Raw genomic sequence first — 20,068 nt, 5'->3', positions numbered from 1 at the left:
GGGGACAGCCGGCGCCGGCTACTAGCGGTCGAAGTCGATCTCCACTTCCTCGGTGACCGGGTGCGACTGGCAGGCCAGGACGAAGCCGGCGTCCGTCTCCTCCGCCTCCAGGGCGAAGTTGCGGTCCATCCGGACCTCGCCGGACACCACGAACGCCCGGCAGGTGCCGCAGACGCCGCCCTTGCAGGCGTACGGGGCGTCCGCGCGGTTGCGGAGCACCGCGTCCAGCAGGGACTCCCCCTCCTGGACGGGCCAGGTGCCGGAGCGGCCGTCGAGCCGTGCGGTGACCCGGCCGGCCGCGGCGGCCGCGGACGCCGCCGCACGGACCGGCGCGGGGGTGGTGTCCTCGACGTGGAAGATCTCTTCGTGCACCCGGGTACGGGCGACGCCGAGCGCGTGCAGGGCCCGCTCCGCGCCCTGCACCAGGCCGTAGGGCCCGCACAGGAACCAGCCGGTGACCTCTTCCACCGGCAGCAGCGCGGGCAGCAGGGACGTCAGCCGCTCCTCGTCCAACCGGCCGGAGGGCAGCCCGGACTCCTGCTCCTCCCGGGAGAGGACCGTGACCAGCTGGAACCGCGACGGGTAGCGGTCCTTCAGGTCGGCAACCTCCTCCAGGAACATCGTCGAGGCGGCCGTGCGGTCGCTGCGCACGAGGCAGAAACGGGCGTCGGCCCGCGCGGCCAGCAGGCTCGCGGCGATCGACAGCACGGGCGTGATCCCGCTGCCGCCGACGATCGCGGCGTAGTGCCCGCCGACCGGGGCCGCGGCGGGGTCCAGCACGAAGCGCCCGGCCGGGACCATGACGTCCAGCACGTCGCCGGCCGCGATCTCCTTGTGCGCGAAGGTGGAGAACTCCCCGCCCTCCACCAGCCGCACCCCGACGCGCAGACAGGCGGGACCCGGGCCGTCGGACGCCGGGGCGGGCGAGCAGATCGAGTAGGTGCGCCGGACCTCGACACCGCCTTCGGGGGCGGTGCGGCGCAGCGTCAGGTGCTGGCCGGGGGCGTGCCGGTAGTCCTCGCGCAGGTCCTCGGGAACCCTCAGGGTCAGCGCCACCGAGTCCTCGGTGAGCCGGTCGACTTCCGCCACCGTCAGCGGGTGGAACGCGCCGTGGCGGGGGGCGGCCATCTACAGCTCCTTGAAGTGGTCGAACGGTTCGCGGCAGGAGGTGCAGCGGCGCAGCGCCTTGCACGCGGTGGAGGAGAAACGGCTGAGCAGCTCGGTGTCGGTCGATCCGCAGTTCGGGCAACGGACGGACAGGGTCACCGGGACCGGCCCGCCGGCCGCGTGCGGCCGGGGCGGGGCGATGCCGAACTCGGCCAGCTTGCGACGGCCCTCGGCGCTGATGTCGTCCGTGGACCAGGCCGGGGCCAGCACGGTGGTCACCCGCACCTCGGGGATGCCGTGGGTGGTCAGAACCCGCTCGATGTCGGCCGACATGGCCTCGATGGCCGGGCAGCCGGTGTAGGTCGGGGTGAGGATGACCTCGGCGTGGCCGTCGTCGTGCATGCGCACACCGCGCACCACGCCCAGCTCGCCGAGGGTGAGCACCGGCAGCTCCGGGTCCGGGACGGACCCTGCCAGCTCGGCCAGCTCGGCCTCCAGGCGGGTCGTCGTGGCGTCGGCGGTGGTCACCATGACGCCCCCGGGTGGCTGCGGTGCAGGTGCTGCATCTCGGCCAGCATCCGGCCGAAGGACTCGGTGTGCAGGCCCTGGCGGCCGGCCCCGGCCGCCCAGGCGCCGGTGCGCGCTCCCTCGGGCAGGGTGAGCCCCGCCCGCTCCACAACATCGGTCAGCGCGGCCAGCCAGCGCTCTTCCAGGGCGGCCCAGTCCACGCCGTCGAGCCCCTCCACAGGCTGGAAGAGCTCCCCGGTGAACTTCCACAGCGCCTTCAGCGCCGCCTGCATGCGCGTCCGGCTCTCCTCGGTCCCGTCGCCGAGCCGCAGGGTCCACTGCTCGGCGTGGTCGCGGTGGTACGCCGTCTCCTTGACGGCCTTGGCCGCGAGCGGCGCGAACGGGCCGTCCCCGCGGGCGAGTTCCGTGTAGAGCTCGTGCTGGTGGACGGAGAAGTAGAGCTGGCGGGCGATGGTGTGGGCGAAGTCGCCGTTCGGCTGCTCGACCAGCTGCAGGTTGCGGAAGGACCGCTCCTCGCGCAGGAACGCCAGCTCGTCCTCGTCGCCGACCATGGACAGCAGGATGCGGGCCTGGCCGAGCAGGTCGAGGGCGATGTTGGCGAGGGCGACCTCCTCCTCCAGGACGGGGGCGTGCCCCGCCCACTCGCCGAGGCGGTGGGAGAGGACCAGCGCGTCGTCGCCGAGGGCGAGGGCCGCCGCGGTGGTGGTGGCGGGGTTGGTGTCGAGGCCGGTCACAGGTGGCTCACTCCCTCCGGGATGTCGTAGAAGGTGGGGTGCCGGTACGGCTTGTCGGCGGACGGGGCGAAGAAGGGGTCCCGCTCGTCCGGCGAGGAGGCGGTGATCGCGGTGGAGGGGACCACCCAGATCGAGATGCCCTCGTTGCGCCGGGTGTAGAGGTCGCGGGCGTTGCGCAGGGCCATCTCCGCGTCGGGGGCGTGCAGGCTTCCCGCGTGCGTGTGCGAGAGGCCGCGGCGCGAGCGCACGAACACCTCCCACAGGGGCCAGTTCTGCGTCATACCCGTGCCTCCTCGTTCTGTCCGGCGGGCTTCGCCGACTGCTGTGCCGCCTGCTTGCGCGCGTACGCGGCGGCCCCGTCGCGCACCCAGGCGCCTTCCTCGTGGGCCTTGCGGCGCTGACCGATCCGCTGCTCGTTGCAGGGGCCGTTGCCCTTGAGCACGTCCCAGAACTCGGCCCAGTCGATGGCGCCGAAGTCGTGGTGGCCCCGCTCCTCGTTCCACTTCAGGTCCGGGTCGGGCAGGGTCAGGCCGAGGGCTTCGGCCTGGGGGACGGCGATGTCCACGAACCGCTGGCGCAGCTCGTCGTTCGAGTGGCGCTTGATGCGCCAGGCCATCGACTGGGCCGAGTGCGCCGACTCGTCGTCCGGCGGGCCGAACATCATCAGAGAGGGCCACCACCAGCGGTTCACCGCGTCCTGCGCCATGGCGTGCTGCTCCTCGGTGCCCTTGGACAGGGCCATGAGGAGCTCGAAGCCCTGGCGCTGGTGGAAGGACTCCTCCTTGCAGATCCGGACCATGGCGCGGGCGTAGGGCCCGTAGGAGCAGCGGCAGATCGGCACCTGGTTGGTGATCGCCGCGCCGTCCACGAGCCAGCCGATGGCGCCGACGTCCGCCCAGGTCAGGGTCGGGTAGTTGAAGATCGAGGAGTACTTCTGCTTCCCCGAGTGGAGCTTGTCGAGGAGCTCGTCGCGGCTGGTGCCGAGGGTCTCGGCCGCGCTGTAGAGGTACAGGCCGTGGCCCGCCTCGTCCTGGACCTTGGCCATCAGGATGGCCTTGCGGCGCAGCGAGGGCGCGCGGGTGATCCAGTTGGCCTCGGGCTGCATGCCGATGATCTCGGAGTGGGCGTGCTGCGCCATCTGTCGGACCAGAGAGGCGCGGTACTGCTCGGGCATCCAGTCGCGCGGCTCCACGCGCTCGTCCGCCGCCACGGCGGCGTCGAACGCCGCTGCGAGCTGTGCGCCCAGGTCAGCCGTCATGCCCGTCCCGTCCGTCCCGTCTGTCCCCAGGGCCGCGTTCGGGCCCGTTTCCGGGGTCACTGCCACCATTCCGGCCCCTTGTCAGTGTTTGCCGACCGTCCGTCCAGCCGACCGACCGATCGTTCGGTTCATTCGCTTCAATGGTGAGTCGGCGGCCCGTAGGGTGTCAACCTCTGTGGTCAACCCTGTGGATGCCGGACGATCGGGGCGGGATGGATTCGAACGGGCACGAGCTCGCCGAAGGGGCCGCTCCGCCACCCCCGAGGGCGCCCGGAATCGCCGGTCTCTCCACGCCGTACCGGGTCGTGACCTCCCTGGTCCTGGGCGCCGTGGGCCTGGCCGCGTGCGCGCACCTCGCCCTGGTCTTCCTGCACGTGGCCCCGTCCAACACGGTGAGCAAGCAGCACGCGGGGACGATCGACGCCTGGATCTATCCCGAGTTCGAACAGAACTGGAAGCTCTTCGCACCCAACCCGCTCCAGCAGAACATCGCCGTGGAGGTGCGCGCCGAGGTGCGTACGGCCGGCGGCGAGCTGATCACCACCGGCTGGCGGGACCTGAGCGCCGAGGACGCGGCGGCGATCCGGCACGGCCTGCTGCCGAGCCACACCGAGCAGAACGAGCTGCGCCGGGCCTGGGACTTCTACACCGGCTCCCACGGCGAGGACGAGAAGCCCGTCGGCGAGCGCGGCGAGCTGTCCGAGCAGTACCTGCGGCGCATCGCGGTGAACCGGCTCGCCCCGCACCACCGGGGCGGGCACGTCCTGCGGATCCAGCTGCGCTCGGCCACGACGGCCGTGCCCGCGCCGAAGTGGAGCACCGAGACCACCGACACCCAGACGTACTACCGGGAGCTGCCGTGGTGGAAGGTGTGAGACGGGTCCGCGCCGCGCTGACCAGGGCCGTCGCCACGGTGAGCGGGCAGGCGCTGGGCCCGTACCAGAGCGCCGTCGTGCGCATCGGGTTCGCCGGCACCTGGCTCTTCTTCCTGCTGCGGGAGTTCCCCCACCGGGCCGAGCTGTACGGCCCGGACGGGCCCTGGAGCCTGGACCTGGCGGAGCGGCTGCTGGACTCCAACGGCGCCTTCACGGTCCTGACGTGGTCCGGCTCGGCCCTGTGGTTCGAGACCGTCTACGCGGTGGCCGTGCTGGCGAGCGTCGGCCTGCTGCTGGGATGGCGGACGCGGGCGACGTCCGTGGTGTTCATGGCCGGCGTGCTCTCCCTGCAGAACCGCAGCGTGTTCATGGGCGACGGCGGGGACAACGTCATCCACCTCGTGGCGATCTACCTGGTGCTGACCCGGTGCGCGCAGGTGTGGTCGCTGGACGCGCGCAGGGCGCGTACGCGGGGCTCCGCGACGGCGGGGGCGGCCGGGCCGGTGCTGTGGTGGGTGCTGGGGGCGGTCTTCGCGTACGGGGCGGCCACCGGGCGCTTCAGCCACGGCTGGCTCGCTGGGTTCGCGGCGGTGTGGGTGCTCTGCGGGCTGTGGTGGCTGGTCGACCGCTACGAGCCGGAGGGCGAGGGGCGGGCGGTCCTGGACGTCCTGGCGAACGTGCTGCACAACGCGGGCATGCTGGTGATCATGGCGGAGGTCTGCCTGATCTACGCGACGGCCGGCTGGTACAAGATCCAGGGATCGCGGTGGCAGGACGGGACGGCGCTGTACTACCCCTTGGGGCTGGACTACTTCACCCCGTGGCCGGCGCTGTCCGGGCTGCTGGCGGGCAGCGGGACGCTGGTGATGCTGCTGTCGTACGGGACGGTGGCGGTGCAGGTGGCCTTCCCGTTCACGCTCTTCAACCGGCGGATCAAGAACGTGCTGCTGGTTCTGATGATGCTGGAGCACGCGGGGATCGCGGTGCTGCTGGGGCTGCCGTTCTTCTCGCTGGCGATGATCGCCGCCGATGCCGTCTTCCTGCCGACCGGGTTTCTGGTGTGGCTCGGCGCCAGGGCTGCCGTACTGCGGCCCCGGCGGAGCCCTGCGGGGCTTTCCCCCGCCCCGCCCCTTCCCGAAACCGGGCTCTGCCCGGATCCGGACCCCGATCCGGACCCTGATCCGGACGCGGCCCTCGAACCCCGGACGGGCTGAAGAGCCGGGGGGCTCCGCCCCCGGACCCCGCGCCTCAAACGCCGGCGGGGCTGGAATGCGGAATGCGGGCCCCGTGCTGCGGACGGCGGTGGGGTTGCGTCGTAGGGTCGGGGGATGAGCGAGCGGGCGGGCGGGGACGAGACGGTGCGGCAGTGGCGCAAGGACGCCGGGCGGGCGGACCTCGTGCTCCTCGACGGGTTCCACGCGCTGAAGCACGCCCTGCGCTTCGGGGCCGACGTACGCCTGGTCGTCGCCGACGACCCCGGCGCCGTCCGGGCACTGGCCCGGGAGCTGGCGCCGGACGTCAAGGCCGACGTGGACCGCCTGGTGCGGCCGGCCGTGCTCAAGGAGCTGCTGCCCCGCGTCCACCCCACCGGGGTCGCGGCCCTCGCCGTACGCCCCGACCGCGCTGCGGGCCTCGCGGGCCTGCGGCGGACGCCCAGGCCCGCGCCCGTCGTCGTCCTCGACAACCCCCGCAACCTCGGCAACGTCGGAGCCGTCGTCCGCCTCGCCGCCGGTTTCGGCGCCACCGGCGTGGTGACCCGCGGCGACCTCGACCCCTGGCACCCGAACGTGGTCCGGGCCGGCGCCGGACTGCACTACGCCACCACCGTCGAACGCCTCGCCCTGGACGAGCTGCCGCCCGGGCCGCTCTACGCGCTCGACCCGGAGGGCGAGGACGTCCGCGGCATCACCCTCCCGGACGACGCGCTGCTGGCCTTCGGGTCGGAGCGGCACGGGATCTCCCCCGAGCTGCGCGCTCGGGCCGACCACCTGGTGTCCCTGCCGATGCGCCCCCAGGTATCCAGCTACAACCTCGCCACCAGCGTGGCCATGACCCTCTTCCACTGGGGCGGCCCCCCGCCCGCCGGCCAGGGCGCCCCCTAGTCCCCGCCCACGCGCCTGGTGCCCGAGGCACGGTGCCGGGCGACGCGGTCCTCTCCGCCCGGCGCAGGGACGGCCCCGTCCAGGGTTTGGACGGGGCCGGGCGGGCTAGGCCTGTCGGCGGACCTCCACCACGCGGAAGCGGTTCGCGACGAAGGCGCCGTCGCACAGCGCGGCGTTGGCCGCGGGGTTGCCGCCGGAGCCGTGGAAGTCCGAGAAGGCCGCCGTCTGGTTGACGTAGACCCCGCCGGTCAGGTTCAGGGAGAGCTGCGCGGACTCCTCCAGGCAGACCTCCTCGACGGCCCGCTCGGTGTCCGCGGAGGTGGTGTAGGCGCCCACCGTCATGGCGCCCTTCTCGCGCACGGTACGGCGCAGCAGGTCCAGTGCGTCCGCCGTGGAGTCCACGGCCACCGCGAAGGAGACCGGGCCGAAGCACTCGGACAGGAAGGGCGCCTCCGGGTCCGGCTTGGCGGCGTCCAGCTTGACCAGCACCGGTGTGCGGACCACCGCGTCCGGGAACTCGGGGTTGGCGACCTCGCGGGAGGCCAGCGCGACCTCGCCGAGGCCGGCCGCCGCCTCCAGGCGGGCCTTGACGTCCGGGTTGACCAGCGCGCCGAGCAGCGCGTTGGCCCGGGCGTCGTCGCCGAGCAGGCCGCCGACCGAGGCCGCCAGGTCGGCCACGACCTCGTCGTACGACTTGTGGCCGGCGTCCGTCGCGATGCCGTCGCGCGGGATCAGCAGGTTCTGCGGGGTGGTGCACATCTGGCCGCTGTAGAGCGACAGGGAGAAGGCCAGGTTGGCCAGCATCCCCTTGTAGTTGTCGGTGGAGTCCAGGACGACGGTGTTGACGCCCGCCTTCTCCGTGTAGACCTGCGCCTGGCGGGCGTTGGCCTCCAGCCAGTCGCCGAACTCCGTGGAGCCGGTGTAGTCGATCAGCTTGATCTCGGGGCGGACGGCGAGGTCCTTGGCGATGCCCTCGCCCGGACGCTCGACCGCGAGCGCCACCAGGTTCGGGTCGAAGCCCGCCTCCGCGAGGACCTCCCGCGCCACCTGCACGGTCAGCGCGAGCGGCAGCACGGCCCGCGGGTGCGGCTTGACCAGCACCGGGTTGCCGGTGGCCAGCGAGGCGAACAGGCCCGGGTAGCCGTTCCAGGTCGGGAAGGTGTTGCAGCCGATCATGAGGGCGATGCCGCGGGGGACCGCGGTGAAGGTCTTGCCGAGTTCCAGCGGGTCCCTCTTGCCCTGCGGCTTCGACCAGTCGGCCTGCCCCGGGACCCGGGTCTGCTCCTCGTACGCGTACGCCACGGCCTCCAGGCCGCGGTCCTGCGCGTGGGGACCACCCGCCTGGAACGCCATCATGAAGGCCTGGCCGCTGGTGTGCATGACCGCGTGCGCGAACTCGTGGGTGCGGGCCGAGATGCGGGCCAGGATCTCGATGCAGACCAGGGCGCGTGCCTCCGGTCCCGCGTCGCGCCAGGCGGCCATGCCGGCCTTCATCGCGGGCAGCAGCACGTCCGCGTCCACGTGCGGGTACTCGACGCCCAGCTCGGGGCCGTACGGGGACTTCTCGGCGCCCGTCCAGCCGTCGGTGCCGGGCTGGCCGAGGTCCAGCCGGGTCCCGCGGAGCGCCTCGAAGGCGGCCAGCCCGTCGGCCGGGGCGGTCTCGCCGTACGCCTTGGGGTGTTCGGGATGCGGGGACCAGTAGGCGCGGCTGCGGATCGCCGACAGGGCCTGGTCCAGAGTGGGCCGGTGCTTGGCGGACAGCTGGGGGACGGTGAGCTCGGCGGCCATCAGGGACCAACTCCTCGTTGAGCCGGGCGAAGGAGAGCAGACTGGAGTTAGAGTAACCGAACGATCGGTCGGGACAAGAGGGCCCGGCGGACCTGTGGACAAGTCGGTGCGGGAGGATCAGGACATGACAGGAATCGAGCGGTCCCGCACTGTGGCGGTCGTCGGAGCGGGCACCATGGGCCAGGGCATCGCCCAGGTCGCCCTTCTCGCAGGTCACAGCGTGCTGATCTACGACATCGACGCCGCCCTCGCCTCCGACGGCGTCGGCATCGTGCAGGACCGCGTCGAGCGGATGGCCGCCAAGGGCCGTCTGGACCGGGCCGAGGCCGAGGATGCGGTCGGCCGGATCGCCGCCGCCGGCGCCCTGGCCGACCTCGCCGGGGCCGCCCTCGTCATCGAGGCGGTCGTCGAGAACGTAGGGATCAAGCAGACGCTCTTCGCGGCCCTCGAAGACGTGCTGGAGCCGGACGCGCTGCTCGCCACGAACACCTCCTCCCTCTCCGTCACCGAGCTCGCCGCCGGTCTCGCGCACCCGGGCCGCTTCCTCGGCCTGCACTTCTTCAACCCGGCCCCGCTGCTCCCGCTCGTCGAGGTGGTCAGCGGCTCCGCGACCGCCCCGGAGGCCGTCGAGCGCGCGTACCGCACGGTCCTCGGCTGGGGGAAGACGCCGGTCCGCTGCGCCGACACCCCCGGCTTCATCGTCAACCGGATCGCCCGCCCCTTCTACGCCGAGGCCTTCGCGGTGTACGAGGAGCAGGGAGCAGACCCGGCCACCATCGACGCCGTGCTCCGCGAGAGCGGCGGCTTCAAGATGGGCCCCTTCGCACTGACCGACCTGATCGGCCAGGACGTCAACGAGGCCGTGACCCGCTCCGTGTGGGAGTCCTTCTTCCGCAGCCCCAAGTTCACCCCGTCCCTCGCCCAGCGCCGGCTGGTCCAGTCGGGCCGCCTGGGCCGCAAGTCGGGGCACGGCTGGTTCCCGTACGGCCCGGAGGCCGTCGCCGCGCAGCCGCACACCGCCGGTCCCGAGGAGGCTCCGGACAAGGTGACCGTCGTCGGCGACCTCGGCCCGGCCGCCGAACTGGCCGACCTGCTGGAGGAGGCCGGGATCGCGGTCACGGCCACCGAGCAGGGCGGCCCGTACATCCAGCTGCCCGGGGAGGGGCAGCTGGTGCTCGCGGACGGCAAGACCTCCGTCGAGTTCACGGATGTCGTCTACTTCGACCTCGCGCTCGACTACCGGGGCGCCACCCGGGTCGCGCTCTCCGCCGGCGAGGACACCAGTGAGCGCACCCTGGCCGAGGCGATCGGCCTCTTCCAGAAGCTCGGCAAGCAGGTCTCGGTCATCGGCGACGTCCCCGGCATGATCGTCGCCCGGACCGTCGCGATGCTGATCGACCTCACCGCCGACGCCGTCGCCCGCGGCGTGGCCTCCGCCGAGGACATCGACACCGCGATGCGGCTCGGCGTCAACTACCCGCTGGGCCCCTCCGAATGGCACGAGCGGCTCGGCCAGGACTGGGCCTACGACCTGCTGCACCACCTCGACGAGCGCTGCCCCGGCGGCCGGTACGCGCCCTCGCTGGCGCTGTTCAAGCTGGGTTACGCGGCGGGCGACGAGGAGGGCACGCAGTGACGACGGTCAAACGCGACACCTACACCCCCGAGACGCTGCTGTCCGTGGCCGTCCAGGTCTTCAACGAGCGCGGTTACGACGGCACCTCGATGGAGCACCTCTCCAAGGCCGCGGGCATCTCGAAGTCCTCGATCTACCACCACGTCACGGGCAAGGAGGAGCTGCTGCGGCGGGCCGTCAGCCGCGCCCTCGACGGGCTCTTCGCAGTGCTGGAGGAGCCGGGGGCCGTCCGCGGCCGGGCCGTCGAGCGCGTCGAGTACGTCACGCGCCGCACGGTCGAGGTGCTGGTCTCCGAGCTGCCGTACGTGACGCTGCTGCTGCGGGTACGGGGCAACACCCGGACCGAGAGGTGGGCGCTGGAGCGCCGCCGGGAGTTCGACCACCAGGTCGCGGACCTGCTCAAGGCCGCCGCCGCGGACGGCGACCTGCGGGCGGACGTGGACATCCGCCTCGCCACCCGCCTCCTCTTCGGCATGGTGAACTCGCTGGTCGAGTGGTACCGCCCGCACCCGGGCACCGGCTCGGAACAGCTCGCGGACGCGGTCGTCCACATGGCCTTCGACGGCCTGCGCACCACCCGCTGACCCCGCGGGTCCGCGCCGCCCCGAAAGCGGCCGGAAACGGCCGCACCACCGGCGGCGTCACACCCGGACGGGCTACTGGACGGGCTACTCCTCCGCGATCGCGGGGCCGCCGCCCGGGCCGGGGCCGGGGGCCAGGAGGTCTGTTTCCTCGAAGACCAGCAGGGTGCGCGTCGAGAGGACCTCCGGGATGGCCTGGAGGCGGGTCAGGACCAGCTCGCGCAGGGTCCGGTTGTCCGGGGTGTGCACCAGGAGCAGTACGTCGAAGTCCCCGCTGACCAGGGCGATGTGCGCGGCGCCCGGCAACTCGCGCAGCTGTTCGCGGACCGTGCGCCAGGAGTTCTGGACGATCTTCAGGGTGATGTAGGCGGAGGCGCCCTGGCCCGCGCGCTCGTGGTTGACGCGGGCCGTGAACCCGCGGATCACCCCGTCGTCGATGAGCCGGTTGATCCGCGCGTACGCGTTCGCCCGCGAGACGTGCACCTGCTCGGCCACCGACCGTACGGAGGCCCGGCCGTCCGCCTGCAGCAGCCGCATGATCGACCGGTCGATCGGGTCCAGGGGCCGGGGCGCGACGGGCGGGACCGCGGAGGCCCCCGGGGCGGCCCCCGGCGCAGCCGGTGCGGAACCTCCTGCGGCCATTTGTTCATCCGGCATTGCCCGATGCCTCCCTCTACTGGACGTCCTGCGTCCATCCCAGGGCTCCGGCGCCCGTTTGTCCACAGCCTGGAGCCGCCTGTAGCCAAATTGCGCGGACAACCGAACAATCGGTAGGTGAGGGGCCTCACACCCGGGGCCACCCCTGCCCGCTTCCCACGAGGAGGTGTACGCCGCCATGACGGTCCAAGAGCTGCCCGGTGCCGGTGCGTCCCACCGTCCCACCCCGCCGCCCGCCTGGAGGCCCCGTACGGACGCCACCCCGCTGCTCCCGGACGCCGAGCCCTACCGGGTGCTGGGCACCGAGGCGGCCGACCGGCTCGACCCCGCGCTGATGCGCCGGTGCTACGCCGAACTGGTGCGCGGCCGTCGCTACAACGCCCAGGCCACGGCGCTCACCAAGCAGGGCCGGCTCGCCGTGTACCCCTCGACCGTCGGCCAGGAGGCCTGCGAGATCGCGGCCGCGATGGTCCTGGAAGAGCAGGACTGGCTCTTCCCGAGCTACCGCGACACCCTGGCGGCCGTGGCGCGCGGACTGGACCCCGTACAGGCACTGACCCTGCTGCGCGGCGACTGGCACACCGGCTACGACCCGCGTGAGCACCGCATAGCCCCGCTCTCGACCCCGCTCGCCACCCAGCTGCCGCACGCGGTGGGCCTGGCGCACGCGGCGCGGCTGCGCGGCGACGACGTCGTCGCCCTCGCCATGGTCGGCGACGGCGGCACCAGTGAGGGCGACTTCCACGAAGCGCTGAACTTCGCCGCCGTCTGGCAGGCCCCTGTGGTCTTCCTCGTGCAGAACAACGGCTTCGCGATCTCCGTCCCGCTCGCCAAGCAGACCGCCGCCCCGACGCTGGCCCACAAGGCCGTCGGGTACGGCATGCCGGGCCGGCTGGTCGACGGCAACGACGTCGCGGCGATGCACGAGGTGCTCTCCGAGGCCGTCCGTCGGGCCCGGGCCGGTGGCGGTCCGACCCTGATCGAGGCCGTCACGTACCGCATGGAGGCGCACACGAACGCCGACGACGCGACGCGCTACCGCGGTGACGCCGAGGTCGAGGCGTGGAAGGCGCACGACCCGATCGATCTGCTGGAGCGCGAGCTGACGGCGCGCGGGATCCTCGACGAGGCGGGCATCACGGCCGCGCGCGACGAGGCCGAGGCGATGGCGGCGTCCCTGCGCGACGGGATGAACGCCGATCCGGTGGTGGACCCGATGGACCTGTTCGCGCATGTCTACGCGGAGCAGACCGACCGCCTGCGCGAGCAGGCGGCCATGCTCCGTGCCGAGCTGGAAGCCGAGGACCAGGCGTGACGACGGTGGCGGCGAAGTCCGCGAAGACGGGGGCCAAGCCCGCGACGATGGCGCAGGCCCTCACGCGGGCGATGCGCGACGCGATGGCCGAGGACCCGACGGTCCACGTCATGGGCGAGGACGTCGGGACGCTGGGCGGGGTCTTCCGCATCACGGACGGCCTGGCGAAGGAGTTCGGCGAAGACCGCTGTACGGACACCCCCCTCGCCGAGGCCGGGATCCTGGGCGCGGCGGTCGGCATGGCCATGTACGGGCTGCGGCCCGTGGTGGAGATGCAGTTCGACGCCTTCGCCTATCCGGCCTTCGAGCAGCTGATCTCGCACGTGGCGAAAATGCGCAACCGCACCCGCGGCGCCATGCCGCTGCCGATCACCATCCGCGTGCCGTACGGCGGCGGCATCGGCGGCGTGGAGCACCACTGCGACTCCTCCGAGGCGTACTACGTGGCGACGCCCGGCCTGACGGTGGTCACCCCGGCGACCGTCGAGGACGCGTACGGGCTGCTGCGCGCGTCGATCGCGAGCGACGACCCGGTGGTCTTCCTGGAGCCCAAGCGGCTGTACTGGTCGAAGGCCGACTGGTCGCCGGAGGCGCCGGCGGCCGTCCCCGGCATCGGCAAGGCCCTCGTCCGGCGGACGGGTACGAGCGCCACCCTGATCACCTACGGCCCTTCGCTGCCGGTCTGCCTGGAGGCGGCCGAGGCGGCCCGCGAGGAGGGCTGGGAGCTGGAGGTCGTCGACCTGCGCTCGCTGGTCCCCTTCGACGAGGAGACGGTCGTGGCGTCCGTACGCCGCACCGGCCGCGCGGTCGTCGTCCACGAGGCCGGCGGCTTCGGCGGACCGGGCGCGGAGATCGCCGCCCGTGTCACGGAGCGGTGCTTCCACCACCTGGAGGCCCCGGTGCTGCGGGTGACGGGCTTCGACATCCCGTACCCGCCGCCGATGCTGGAGAAGTACCACCTGCCCGGAGTCGAACGGATCCTGGACGCCGTGGCCCGCCTGCAGTGGGAGAACTGATGCCGCAGGTCATGGAATTCAAGCTGCCGGACCTCGGTGAGGGCCTGACCGAGGCCGAGATCGTGCGGTGGCTGGTGGCGGTGGGCGACGTCGTCGCCATCGACCAGCCGGTCGTCGAGGTCGAGACGGCCAAGGCGATGGTGGAGGTGCCCTGCCCGTACGGCGGTGTGGTCACCGCCCGCTTCGGCGAGGAGGGCGAGGAGCTGCCGGTCGGCGCCCCGCTGATCACCGTGGCGGTGGGGGCGCAGTCGGTGCCCGCCGGAGACGCGGAGGCCGCCGCGGCCGAAGGCTCGGGCGAGGCGCCCCGGCCGCTGATCGGCTACGGCTCGGACCACTCGCGCCCGGCGCGTCGGCGACGGGTGCGACCCGTCACCGCCGCGGTGTCGGCGCCGGTGGCGCCGGTCGCCGCCGCCCCGGCCCCCGCCCCGGCTCCCGTCGCGGTGGCTCCGGCCGCTCCGGCCGCCGCCGCCGGTCCGGTGCCCGTCATCTCGCCGCTGGTGCGCAAGCTCGCCAAGGACCACGGGGTGGACCTGCGCGCGCTGCACGGCTCCGGGCCGGAGGGCCTGATCCTTCGGGCCGACGTCGAGGCGGCCCTGGCCGCACTGCGCGAGCCGGCCCCGGCCCCCTCCCCCGCGACGGTCGCGGTGGCGGCCCAGGGCGAGCGGATCCCGCTCAAGGGGCTGCGCGGCGCGGTCGCCGAGAAGCTGTCGCGCAGCCGCCGGGAGATCCCGGACGCCACCTGCTGGGTCGACGCGGACGCCACCGAGCTGATGGCGGCCCGGGCCGCGATGAACGCGGTGGGCGGGCCCAAGATCTCGGTGCTCGCGCTGCTGGCACGGATCTGCACGGCCGCGCTGGCGAAGTACCCGGAGCTGAACTCCACCGTGGACCTCGCGGCCAAGGAGATCGTCCGGCTCCCGTCGGTGCACCTGGGCTTCGCCGCGCAGACCGAGCGGGGCCTGGTGGTCCCGGTGGTCCGGGACGCGCAGGGGCGCAACCCGGAGTCGCTGTCGGCGGAGTTCGCGCGGCTGACCGAGCTGGCCCGTGCGGGCAAGCTGGCCCCGGCCGACCTGACGGGCGGCACCTTCACGCTGAACAACTACGGGGTGTTCGGGGTCGACGGGTCCACGCCGATCATCAACCACCCCGAAGCGGCGATGCTCGGCGTCGGCCGGATCATCGACAAGCCGTGGGTCCACGACGGGCAGTTGGCGGTGCGCAAGGTCGTCCAGCTGTCGCTGACCTTCGACCACCGGGTCTGCGACGGCGGCACGGCGGGCGGCTTCCTGCGCTACGTGGCGGACTGTGTGGAGTCCCCGGCGGTCCTGCTGCGCAGCCTGTAGCCGTGCGGCGCGGGGTCCCGGGGCTCAGCCCCGGACCCCGCGCCTCACACGCCGGCGGGGCGGGATCGAGCTGGTCTCACACCGTGAGCAGCAGTTTGCCCACGTGGGTGCTCGACTCCATGACCCGGTGGGCCTCGGCCGCTTCCCGCATCGGGAACGTCGCGTGGACCACCGGCCGCACCCGGCCGGCGGCCACCAGCGGCCACACGTGTTCGCGCACGGCGGCGACGATCGCCGCTTTCTCCTCCAGCGGCCGTGCCCGCAGCGACGTGGCGGTGATCGCCGCCCGCTTGGCCAGCAGCGCACCCAGGTTCAGCTCGGCCTTCACCCCGCCCTGGAGCCCGATCACCGCCAGCCTGCCGTTCACGGCCAGAGCGTCCACGTTCCGGGAGAGGTACTTGGCGCCCATGATGTCCAGGATCACGTCCGCGCCGGCCCCGCCCGTCGCCTCCCGCACCGCGACCACGAAGTCCTGCTCGCGGTAGTCGATGAGGACGTCCGCGCCCAGCTCCTTGCAGCGGGCCAGCTTCTCCGGTCCGCCGGCCGTGACGGCGACCGTCGCGCCCACCGCTTTGCCCAGCTGGATCGCCATCGTCCCGATGCCGCTGGCCCCGCCGTGCACCAGCAGGGTCTCGCCGGGGCGCAGTCCGGCCACCATGAACACGTTGGACCACACCGTCGTGACGACCTCGGGCAGCGCCGCGGCCGTCACCAGGTCCACCCCCGCCGGGACCGGCAGCAGCTGCCCGGCCGGGACGGCGACCCGTTGCGCGTAGCCGCCGCCGGCCAGCAGGGCGCAGACCTCGTCGTCCACGGACCAGCCGGACACTCCCGCCCCGACGGCGGCGATCCGCCCGGAGCACTCCAGCCCCGGATGGCGCGAGGCGCCCGGCGGCGGATCGTAGAAGCCCTGCCGCTGGAGGAGGTCGGCGCGGTTCACGGCGCTCGCCGCGACCTCGACGAGGACCTCGCCCTCGCCCGGCACCGGATCGGGTACGTCGGCCCAGACGAGGGCCTCGGGGCCGCCGGGCTGCTCGATGGTGATCGCATGCATGGCCCGGAGGCTACGCCACGGCGCGGCTACTCGGCAGGACCCAGTGTCGTCTTCGGAGCGGTGGACGGCGCCGCCCGCACGATGGTGATGAGACGGTCCGTCAGCTGGAGGGGGCTCGCGTGCGGGTCGTCGTAGGGGAGCAGCCGGTGCCCGCGGAGCACGTTCACGACCAGGTCGTCGGTGTCGCGCACCGACTTGCCGACCTCGGACTTGCGGACGGGCCGCTCGATGAGGTCCAGGCCGCTGCCCTGCTGGATCAGGTCCTCCATCACGGTGCCCGCGCTCGGGCTGAGCACCGACAGGCCCAGCAGCCGGCCGGCCGCGCTCGCGCTCGTGATGACCGCGTCGGCCCCGGACTGGCGCAGGAGCGGGGCGTTCTCCTCCTCGCGCACCGCGGCGACGATCTTCGCTCCGCGGTTGAGCTGCCGGGCCGTCAGCGTGACCAGCACCGCCGTGTCGTCGCGTTGGGTGGCGATGACGATCTGACGGGCCTTCTGGAGCTCGGCGCGCAGCAGTACGTCCGAGCGGGTGGCGTCGCCGACCACGCCCGTGAACCCTTCGGCGTTGGCCATGTCGATGACCTTGGCGCTGGGGTCGACGACGACGACCTGTTCCCTGGAGAGGCCGGTGGCCAGCAGCGTCTGCAGGGCCGAGCGGCCCTTCGTACCGAAGCCGACGACGACCGTGTGCTCGCGCAAGTTCTTCCTCCAGCGCTTCAGCCGCCACTCTTCCCTCGTCCGTTCCGTCAGGACTTCGAGGGTGGTACCGACGAGGATGATCAGGAACAGCACGCGCAGCGGCGTGATCAGCATGATGTTGATCAGTCGTGCGCTGTCGCTGTAAGGGACGATGTCGCCGTAGCCGGTCGTCGACAGCGTCACCGTGGCGTAGTAGAAGCAGTCGAGGAGATCGACCGTCTCGTTGGCGTTGTCGTGGTAGCCGTCGCGGTCCAGCCACACGATGAAGACCGTGAGGAAGAGGACGAACAAGGCCATCAGCAGGCGCTTGGCGACCTGGCGCAGCGGATGCTCGACGATGCGCTTGGGCAGCTTGATGCGCCGGGAGACGAGCTTCTCGTCGGCCCCGCGGGCCATGGCGTCCTGTCCGGGCAGTTTCACGTGAAACATCCTCCCGAAGCCCACGGCAGGTCGAGGACCTCCAGCTCCTGCCCGGACCGGGCGCCCTTGGGCGGTACGACGGCCAGCGCGTCCGCGGCCGCCACGCCGCGCAGCATCGCGGGGCCGTGGTAGCGCAGCGGTACGGCGTGCTCGTCGTCGAGCCGGACCGGGACCAACCGCGTGTCGTACGGGTGGCCCGGGACGTCGCCCCGCACGGGCGCGGTGTAGCGCGGGCGCGGGCGGCGGCCCGCGAGGGCGCGCAGCAGCGGCTCGGCGAGGGTCAGCAGGCCGGAGACGGCGGCGAGGGGGTTGCCCGGGAGGCCGACCACGTGCCGCCCGTCCGCCCGGTCGCCGATCCGCGCCAGCAGCATCGGGTGCCCCGGCCGGACCGCCACTGCGTCGACCAGCAGCCGGGCGCCGGCCTTCTCCAGGACGGGGTGGACGTGGTCGACGGGACCGGAGGCGGTGCCGCCGGTGGTGACCACGACATCGGCGGTGGACGTGCTGACGGCCTCCAACAGGGCCGCGGCCCCGTCCGGGTCGTCGCCGAGCGTGCGAGCGGCGGTGACCTCGGCGCCCAGACGCGTGAGCCAGGGCCCCAGCATGGGGCTGAGGGCGTCACGGATCAGCCCGTCGTGCGGGCGGCCCTCGGTGAGCAGTTCGTCGCCCAGCACCAGGATCTCCACACGGGGGCGGGGCCTGGTGGTCAGCTCGTCGTAGCCCGCGGCGGCGGCGAGGCCGAGCACGGCGGGGGTGACCAGTGAACCGGCGGGCAGCAGCAGGTCCCCCGAGCGGCACTCCTGGCCGCGCGGGCGGATGTCCTGGCCGGTGACGACGGGCCGGTCGGCGAAGAGCTGCCCGCCCGCCTCGCTGCAGTGCTCGCTGCGGATGACCGCGGTGGTGTCGGCGGGGATCCGGGCGCCGGTGGCGATCCGGACGGCCTCGCCGTCGGCGAGCGGCTCCGGCCGGCCGGAGCCGGCCAGGACGCCGTCGCCGGCGTGGACGTGCCACGGGCCGGGGCCGGCCACGGCCCAGCCGTCCATGGCGGAGGTGTCGAAGGAGGGCAGGTCGGTCAGCGCGTCCAGGGAGGCGGCCAAGACCTCGCCGAGGGCGTCCGCGAGGGGCACGTCATGGGTACGGGCCCGCACCCCGGCCCCGGCATGCGCGGCGACCTCCCGGGCCTGCGGCCAGGAGGCGGCCCGGTGGCCGCCCGCACCGCCGCCTTCGGGGTTGCGGCTGACCAGGGCCAGGGCCTCGTCGAGGGCCTGCTCGGCGGAGTTCGTGGGGGTCATCCCGGGCCGTTCTCTCCGGCGGCGGCGTCGGCCTCCGCCTCGGCGGCCCAGCGCAGCGCCAGGTCGGCGGCCTTGCGGGAGGCCTCGGCCACGGCCCGGGCGGGGTCGGCGCCGGTGGCGGCGGCGTGGGCGGCCGCGTAACCGACCAGGAAGGTGGTCAGTGGGGCGGCGGGCCGGGCGACGCCGTGGGCGGCGTCCCGGGCGAGGTCGAGCAGGGTGTTGGTGTCGACGGCGAGGTCGATGCCCAGCTCGTTCTTGACGGCGGTGATCCATTGGTCCAGCACGGTTCCATGCTCCCTGATCCGGGCGCGGGCGACGGCGAGATCGTCCCAGGTGTCGCAGTCGAAGGCGGCGAGGGGCTGCGCCGCGACCGGAGCCAGCTCCAGTTCCGCGGTGAGCGCGCGCAGCGGGAGCCCGGCGAGGCCACCGTGTTCGGTGGCGAGCAGCGCGATCTCACGGCGCAGGGGCTCCGCCCGGTAGGCGGCGACCAGCGGCTGGTCACGGCCGTCGGGATCCCGCAGCATCGCCCCGTCCGCGCCGTGCGCGTCGGGAGCGGCCAGCAGGGCCCGCACGGTGTCCCGGTCCAGGAACGGCAGGTCCGCGGAGAGTACGAGGACCAGCCCGGCGGTGGTGTCGCGCAGCCCGGCGTCCAGCGCGGCGACGGGGCCGCCCCCGGGCGGGTCCTCGCGGGTCCACCGCACGGGGCGCGCGGTGGGCCGCCGGCCGCCGACCACGACGGTGCGGCGGGCGTCCGGGCAGGCGTCGAGGACGCGGTCGAGGAGCGCCCGTCCGCCCACGCTCAGCGCGGGCTTGTCCGCCCCGCCGAGTCGCCGAGCGGCGCCGCCCGCCAGCACGATCGCGTCATAGCTCATGTCCCGAGTATGGGGGGCCCATCTCCGCTGTGCGGAACCCCCCTTGCCCGGGGCTTGTCCCGCGGGCGCGGCGCCACTACCGGGGCTCCGCCCCGGATCACGCGCCTCAATCGACGGCGGGGCTGGGAGACGGCGGGGCCGGACAGGGGTACGGGCCCGGCCCGCGCCCGCAGGCGCGGGCCGGGCCCGCTTGTTCCGCTGACCGCCGGCGGCTCAGAGGTAGGGGCCCGAGCGGACCGCGCCGTGGCCGCCGTCTTCTTCGTCGTCGTGGGGACCGCCCGGGGGGAGGGCGCGGCGCATCTGCTCCAACTGGGCGCGCGCGGCCATCTGCTGCGCGAACAGTGCCGTCTGGATGCCGTGGAAGAGGCCTTCCAGCCAGCCCACCAACTGGGCCTGCGCGATGCGCAGTTCGGCCTCGGAGGGGATGGCCTCCTCGGTGAACGGGAGGGACAGGCGCTCCAGTTCCTCCACGAGTTCGGGCGCCAGGCCGTCCTCCAGCTCCTTCACGGAGGCGGCGTGGATGTCCTTGAGCCTGACCCGGCTCGCCTCGTCGAGGGGCGCGGCGCGTACCTCTTCCAGGAGTTGCTTGATCATGCTGCCGATCCGCATGACCTTGGCGGGCTGTTCAACCATTTCCGTCACCGGGACCTCGCGCGACTCGTCATCGGCGTCGCCGACCGCCGTCCCGTCCTGTCCCACGATCAGGACGTGCGGGGGACTGTCCTGCGACCGTTCACTCCTCGGCATCTCCATGCCGTCATTCTCTCGCACACCTTCGCTCTCACTCGGTGT

At 73.4% G+C, this 20,068-nt stretch carries 20 protein-coding genes; 8 read left to right on the top strand and 12 right to left on the bottom strand.

The features are described from left to right. Positions 1-21 precede the first annotated feature (21 nt). Genes ACZ3X1_RS09195 through paaA form a run of 5 tightly spaced genes read right to left on the bottom strand, consistent with a single transcriptional unit; the run spans position 22 to position 3,696 of the window. On the bottom strand, positions 22-1,128 hold the full coding sequence (locus ACZ3X1_RS09195; protein WP_467278138.1) for a 2Fe-2S iron-sulfur cluster-binding protein: 1,107 nt from the start codon (positions 1,126-1,128) through the stop codon (positions 22-24). Beyond that, complete coding sequence (gene paaD, locus ACZ3X1_RS09190) at positions 1,129-1,638, bottom strand: 1,2-phenylacetyl-CoA epoxidase subunit PaaD (protein ID WP_467278136.1); 510 nt, start codon at positions 1,636-1,638, stop codon at positions 1,129-1,131. After that, a complete protein-coding gene (paaC, locus tag ACZ3X1_RS09185) occupies positions 1,632-2,369 on the bottom strand; it encodes a 1,2-phenylacetyl-CoA epoxidase subunit PaaC (RefSeq protein WP_362634536.1) in 738 nt (245 codons plus the stop codon). Before paaC ends, paaD begins: the two co-directional genes overlap by 7 nt. After that, positions 2,366-2,650, bottom strand: a complete 285-nt coding sequence (gene paaB, locus ACZ3X1_RS09180) for a 1,2-phenylacetyl-CoA epoxidase subunit PaaB (protein ID WP_030026914.1) — start codon at positions 2,648-2,650, stop codon at positions 2,366-2,368. Before paaB ends, paaC begins: the two co-directional genes overlap by 4 nt. Next, entirely contained in the window at positions 2,647-3,696 is a 1,050-nt protein-coding gene (paaA, locus tag ACZ3X1_RS09175; protein WP_467278134.1) for a 1,2-phenylacetyl-CoA epoxidase subunit PaaA, read from the bottom strand. Before paaA ends, paaB begins: the two co-directional genes overlap by 4 nt. 143 nt (positions 3,697-3,839) lie before the next feature. Between paaA and ACZ3X1_RS09170 the strand changes: the two genes are divergently transcribed. The 3 genes from ACZ3X1_RS09170 to ACZ3X1_RS09160 all read left to right on the top strand — a co-directional run bounded on the left by ACZ3X1_RS09170 (position 3,840) and on the right by ACZ3X1_RS09160 (position 6,604). After that, on the top strand, positions 3,840-4,502 hold the full coding sequence (locus ACZ3X1_RS09170; protein WP_356814467.1) for a DUF5819 family protein: 663 nt from the start codon (positions 3,840-3,842) through the stop codon (positions 4,500-4,502). Then, entirely contained in the window at positions 4,487-5,716 is a 1,230-nt protein-coding gene (locus ACZ3X1_RS09165) for an HTTM domain-containing protein (RefSeq protein WP_467278130.1), read from the top strand. Before ACZ3X1_RS09170 ends, ACZ3X1_RS09165 begins: the two co-directional genes overlap by 16 nt. A 114-nt stretch (positions 5,717-5,830) precedes the next feature. Next, the gene (locus tag ACZ3X1_RS09160; protein ID WP_467278127.1) at positions 5,831-6,604 is read left to right on the top strand and encodes a TrmH family RNA methyltransferase; all 774 of its coding nucleotides are present in this window, start codon (positions 5,831-5,833) and stop codon (positions 6,602-6,604) included. A gap of 105 nt (positions 6,605-6,709) precedes the next feature. On the opposite strand, the gene paaN is transcribed toward ACZ3X1_RS09160, so the two are convergent. Then, complete coding sequence (paaN, locus tag ACZ3X1_RS09155; protein ID WP_467278125.1) at positions 6,710-8,392, bottom strand: phenylacetic acid degradation protein PaaN; 1,683 nt, start codon at positions 8,390-8,392, stop codon at positions 6,710-6,712. 124 nt (positions 8,393-8,516) lie between these two features. Between paaN and ACZ3X1_RS09150 the strand changes: the two genes are divergently transcribed. Both ACZ3X1_RS09150 and ACZ3X1_RS09145 read left to right on the top strand, forming a co-directional pair. Continuing rightward, positions 8,517-10,028: a 3-hydroxyacyl-CoA dehydrogenase gene (locus ACZ3X1_RS09150; protein ID WP_362634522.1), complete on the top strand. Its 1,512-nt coding sequence runs from the start codon at positions 8,517-8,519 to the stop codon at positions 10,026-10,028. Continuing rightward, on the top strand, positions 10,025-10,612 hold the full coding sequence (locus tag ACZ3X1_RS09145) for a TetR/AcrR family transcriptional regulator (RefSeq protein WP_053611666.1): 588 nt from the start codon (positions 10,025-10,027) through the stop codon (positions 10,610-10,612). The genes ACZ3X1_RS09150 and ACZ3X1_RS09145 overlap by 4 nt, the downstream gene beginning before the upstream one ends. A gap of 84 nt (positions 10,613-10,696) precedes the next feature. On the opposite strand, the gene ACZ3X1_RS09140 is transcribed toward ACZ3X1_RS09145, so the two are convergent. Then, positions 10,697-11,266 (bottom strand): Lrp/AsnC family transcriptional regulator, encoded by a 570-nt coding sequence (locus ACZ3X1_RS09140; RefSeq protein WP_390075405.1) that lies wholly within the window; start codon positions 11,264-11,266, stop codon positions 10,697-10,699. Between the two features lie 178 nt (positions 11,267-11,444). Between ACZ3X1_RS09140 and pdhA the strand changes: the two genes are divergently transcribed. Genes pdhA through ACZ3X1_RS09125 form a run of 3 tightly spaced genes read left to right on the top strand, consistent with a single transcriptional unit; the run spans position 11,445 to position 14,940 of the window. Continuing rightward, positions 11,445-12,581 (top strand): pyruvate dehydrogenase (acetyl-transferring) E1 component subunit alpha, encoded by a 1,137-nt coding sequence (pdhA, locus tag ACZ3X1_RS09135; RefSeq protein WP_467278119.1) that lies wholly within the window; start codon positions 11,445-11,447, stop codon positions 12,579-12,581. A gap of 47 nt (positions 12,582-12,628) precedes the next feature. After that, a complete protein-coding gene (locus ACZ3X1_RS09130; protein ID WP_356814476.1) occupies positions 12,629-13,597 on the top strand; it encodes an alpha-ketoacid dehydrogenase subunit beta in 969 nt (322 codons plus the stop codon). Continuing rightward, complete coding sequence (locus ACZ3X1_RS09125; protein WP_467278117.1) at positions 13,597-14,940, top strand: dihydrolipoamide acetyltransferase family protein; 1,344 nt, start codon at positions 13,597-13,599, stop codon at positions 14,938-14,940. Before ACZ3X1_RS09130 ends, ACZ3X1_RS09125 begins: the two co-directional genes overlap by 1 nt. A 76-nt stretch (positions 14,941-15,016) precedes the next feature. Here the strand turns inward: ACZ3X1_RS09125 and ACZ3X1_RS09120 are convergent, their stop codons facing one another. The 5 genes from ACZ3X1_RS09120 to ACZ3X1_RS09100 form a co-directional block, all read right to left on the bottom strand. Continuing rightward, a complete protein-coding gene (locus ACZ3X1_RS09120; RefSeq protein ID WP_467278115.1) occupies positions 15,017-15,994 on the bottom strand; it encodes an NAD(P)H-quinone oxidoreductase in 978 nt (325 codons plus the stop codon). A 26-nt stretch (positions 15,995-16,020) separates the two neighbouring features. Next, positions 16,021-17,121 (bottom strand): potassium channel family protein, encoded by a 1,101-nt coding sequence (locus ACZ3X1_RS09115; RefSeq protein WP_356813615.1) that lies wholly within the window; start codon positions 17,119-17,121, stop codon positions 16,021-16,023. Continuing rightward, positions 17,109-18,404 (bottom strand): molybdopterin molybdotransferase MoeA, encoded by a 1,296-nt coding sequence (locus tag ACZ3X1_RS09110; protein ID WP_467278111.1) that lies wholly within the window; start codon positions 18,402-18,404, stop codon positions 17,109-17,111. Before ACZ3X1_RS09110 ends, ACZ3X1_RS09115 begins: the two co-directional genes overlap by 13 nt. Beyond that, positions 18,401-19,276: an NTP transferase domain-containing protein gene (locus ACZ3X1_RS09105; RefSeq protein ID WP_390075412.1), complete on the bottom strand. Its 876-nt coding sequence runs from the start codon at positions 19,274-19,276 to the stop codon at positions 18,401-18,403. The genes ACZ3X1_RS09110 and ACZ3X1_RS09105 overlap by 4 nt, the downstream gene beginning before the upstream one ends. A gap of 213 nt (positions 19,277-19,489) precedes the next feature. After that, positions 19,490-20,029, bottom strand: a complete 540-nt coding sequence (locus ACZ3X1_RS09100) for a bacterial proteasome activator family protein (RefSeq protein ID WP_356813612.1) — start codon at positions 20,027-20,029, stop codon at positions 19,490-19,492. Between the last annotated feature and the right edge of the window lie 39 nt (positions 20,030-20,068).

The organism is Streptomyces sp. NPDC023541 (assembly GCF_055559995.1).
This window is presented reverse-complemented; position numbering and strand designations above follow the sequence as displayed.

Excerpts from the sequence above, each read along its gene's own strand:
- ACZ3X1_RS09125 (WP_467278117.1), top strand. The coding sequence starts at position 13,597 with ATGCCGCAGGTCATGGAATTCAAGCTGCCGGACCTCGGTGAGGGCCTG.
- ACZ3X1_RS09140 (WP_390075405.1), bottom strand. The coding sequence starts at position 11,266 with ATGCCGGATGAACAAATGGCCGCAGGAGGTTCCGCACCGGCTGCGCCG.
- ACZ3X1_RS09150 (WP_362634522.1), top strand. The coding sequence starts at position 8,517 with ATGACAGGAATCGAGCGGTCCCGCACTGTGGCGGTCGTCGGAGCGGGC.
- ACZ3X1_RS09105 (WP_390075412.1), bottom strand. The coding sequence starts at position 19,276 with ATGAGCTATGACGCGATCGTGCTGGCGGGCGGCGCCGCTCGGCGACTC.
- ACZ3X1_RS09160 (WP_467278127.1), top strand. The coding sequence starts at position 5,831 with ATGAGCGAGCGGGCGGGCGGGGACGAGACGGTGCGGCAGTGGCGCAAG.
- ACZ3X1_RS09110 (WP_467278111.1), bottom strand. The coding sequence starts at position 18,404 with ATGACCCCCACGAACTCCGCCGAGCAGGCCCTCGACGAGGCCCTGGCC.
- ACZ3X1_RS09130 (WP_356814476.1), top strand. The coding sequence starts at position 12,629 with ATGGCGCAGGCCCTCACGCGGGCGATGCGCGACGCGATGGCCGAGGAC.
- paaN (WP_467278125.1), bottom strand. The coding sequence starts at position 8,392 with ATGGCCGCCGAGCTCACCGTCCCCCAGCTGTCCGCCAAGCACCGGCCC.
- ACZ3X1_RS09120 (WP_467278115.1), bottom strand. The coding sequence starts at position 15,994 with ATGCATGCGATCACCATCGAGCAGCCCGGCGGCCCCGAGGCCCTCGTC.
- paaD (WP_467278136.1), bottom strand. The coding sequence starts at position 1,638 with ATGGTGACCACCGCCGACGCCACGACGACCCGCCTGGAGGCCGAGCTG.
- pdhA (WP_467278119.1), top strand. The coding sequence starts at position 11,445 with ATGACGGTCCAAGAGCTGCCCGGTGCCGGTGCGTCCCACCGTCCCACC.
- ACZ3X1_RS09115 (WP_356813615.1), bottom strand. The coding sequence starts at position 17,121 with ATGTTTCACGTGAAACTGCCCGGACAGGACGCCATGGCCCGCGGGGCC.
- paaB (WP_030026914.1), bottom strand. The coding sequence starts at position 2,650 with ATGACGCAGAACTGGCCCCTGTGGGAGGTGTTCGTGCGCTCGCGCCGC.
- paaA (WP_467278134.1), bottom strand. The coding sequence starts at position 3,696 with ATGGTGGCAGTGACCCCGGAAACGGGCCCGAACGCGGCCCTGGGGACA.
- ACZ3X1_RS09170 (WP_356814467.1), top strand. The coding sequence starts at position 3,840 with ATGGATTCGAACGGGCACGAGCTCGCCGAAGGGGCCGCTCCGCCACCC.
- ACZ3X1_RS09100 (WP_356813612.1), bottom strand. The coding sequence starts at position 20,029 with ATGGAGATGCCGAGGAGTGAACGGTCGCAGGACAGTCCCCCGCACGTC.
- ACZ3X1_RS09195 (WP_467278138.1), bottom strand. The coding sequence starts at position 1,128 with ATGGCCGCCCCCCGCCACGGCGCGTTCCACCCGCTGACGGTGGCGGAA.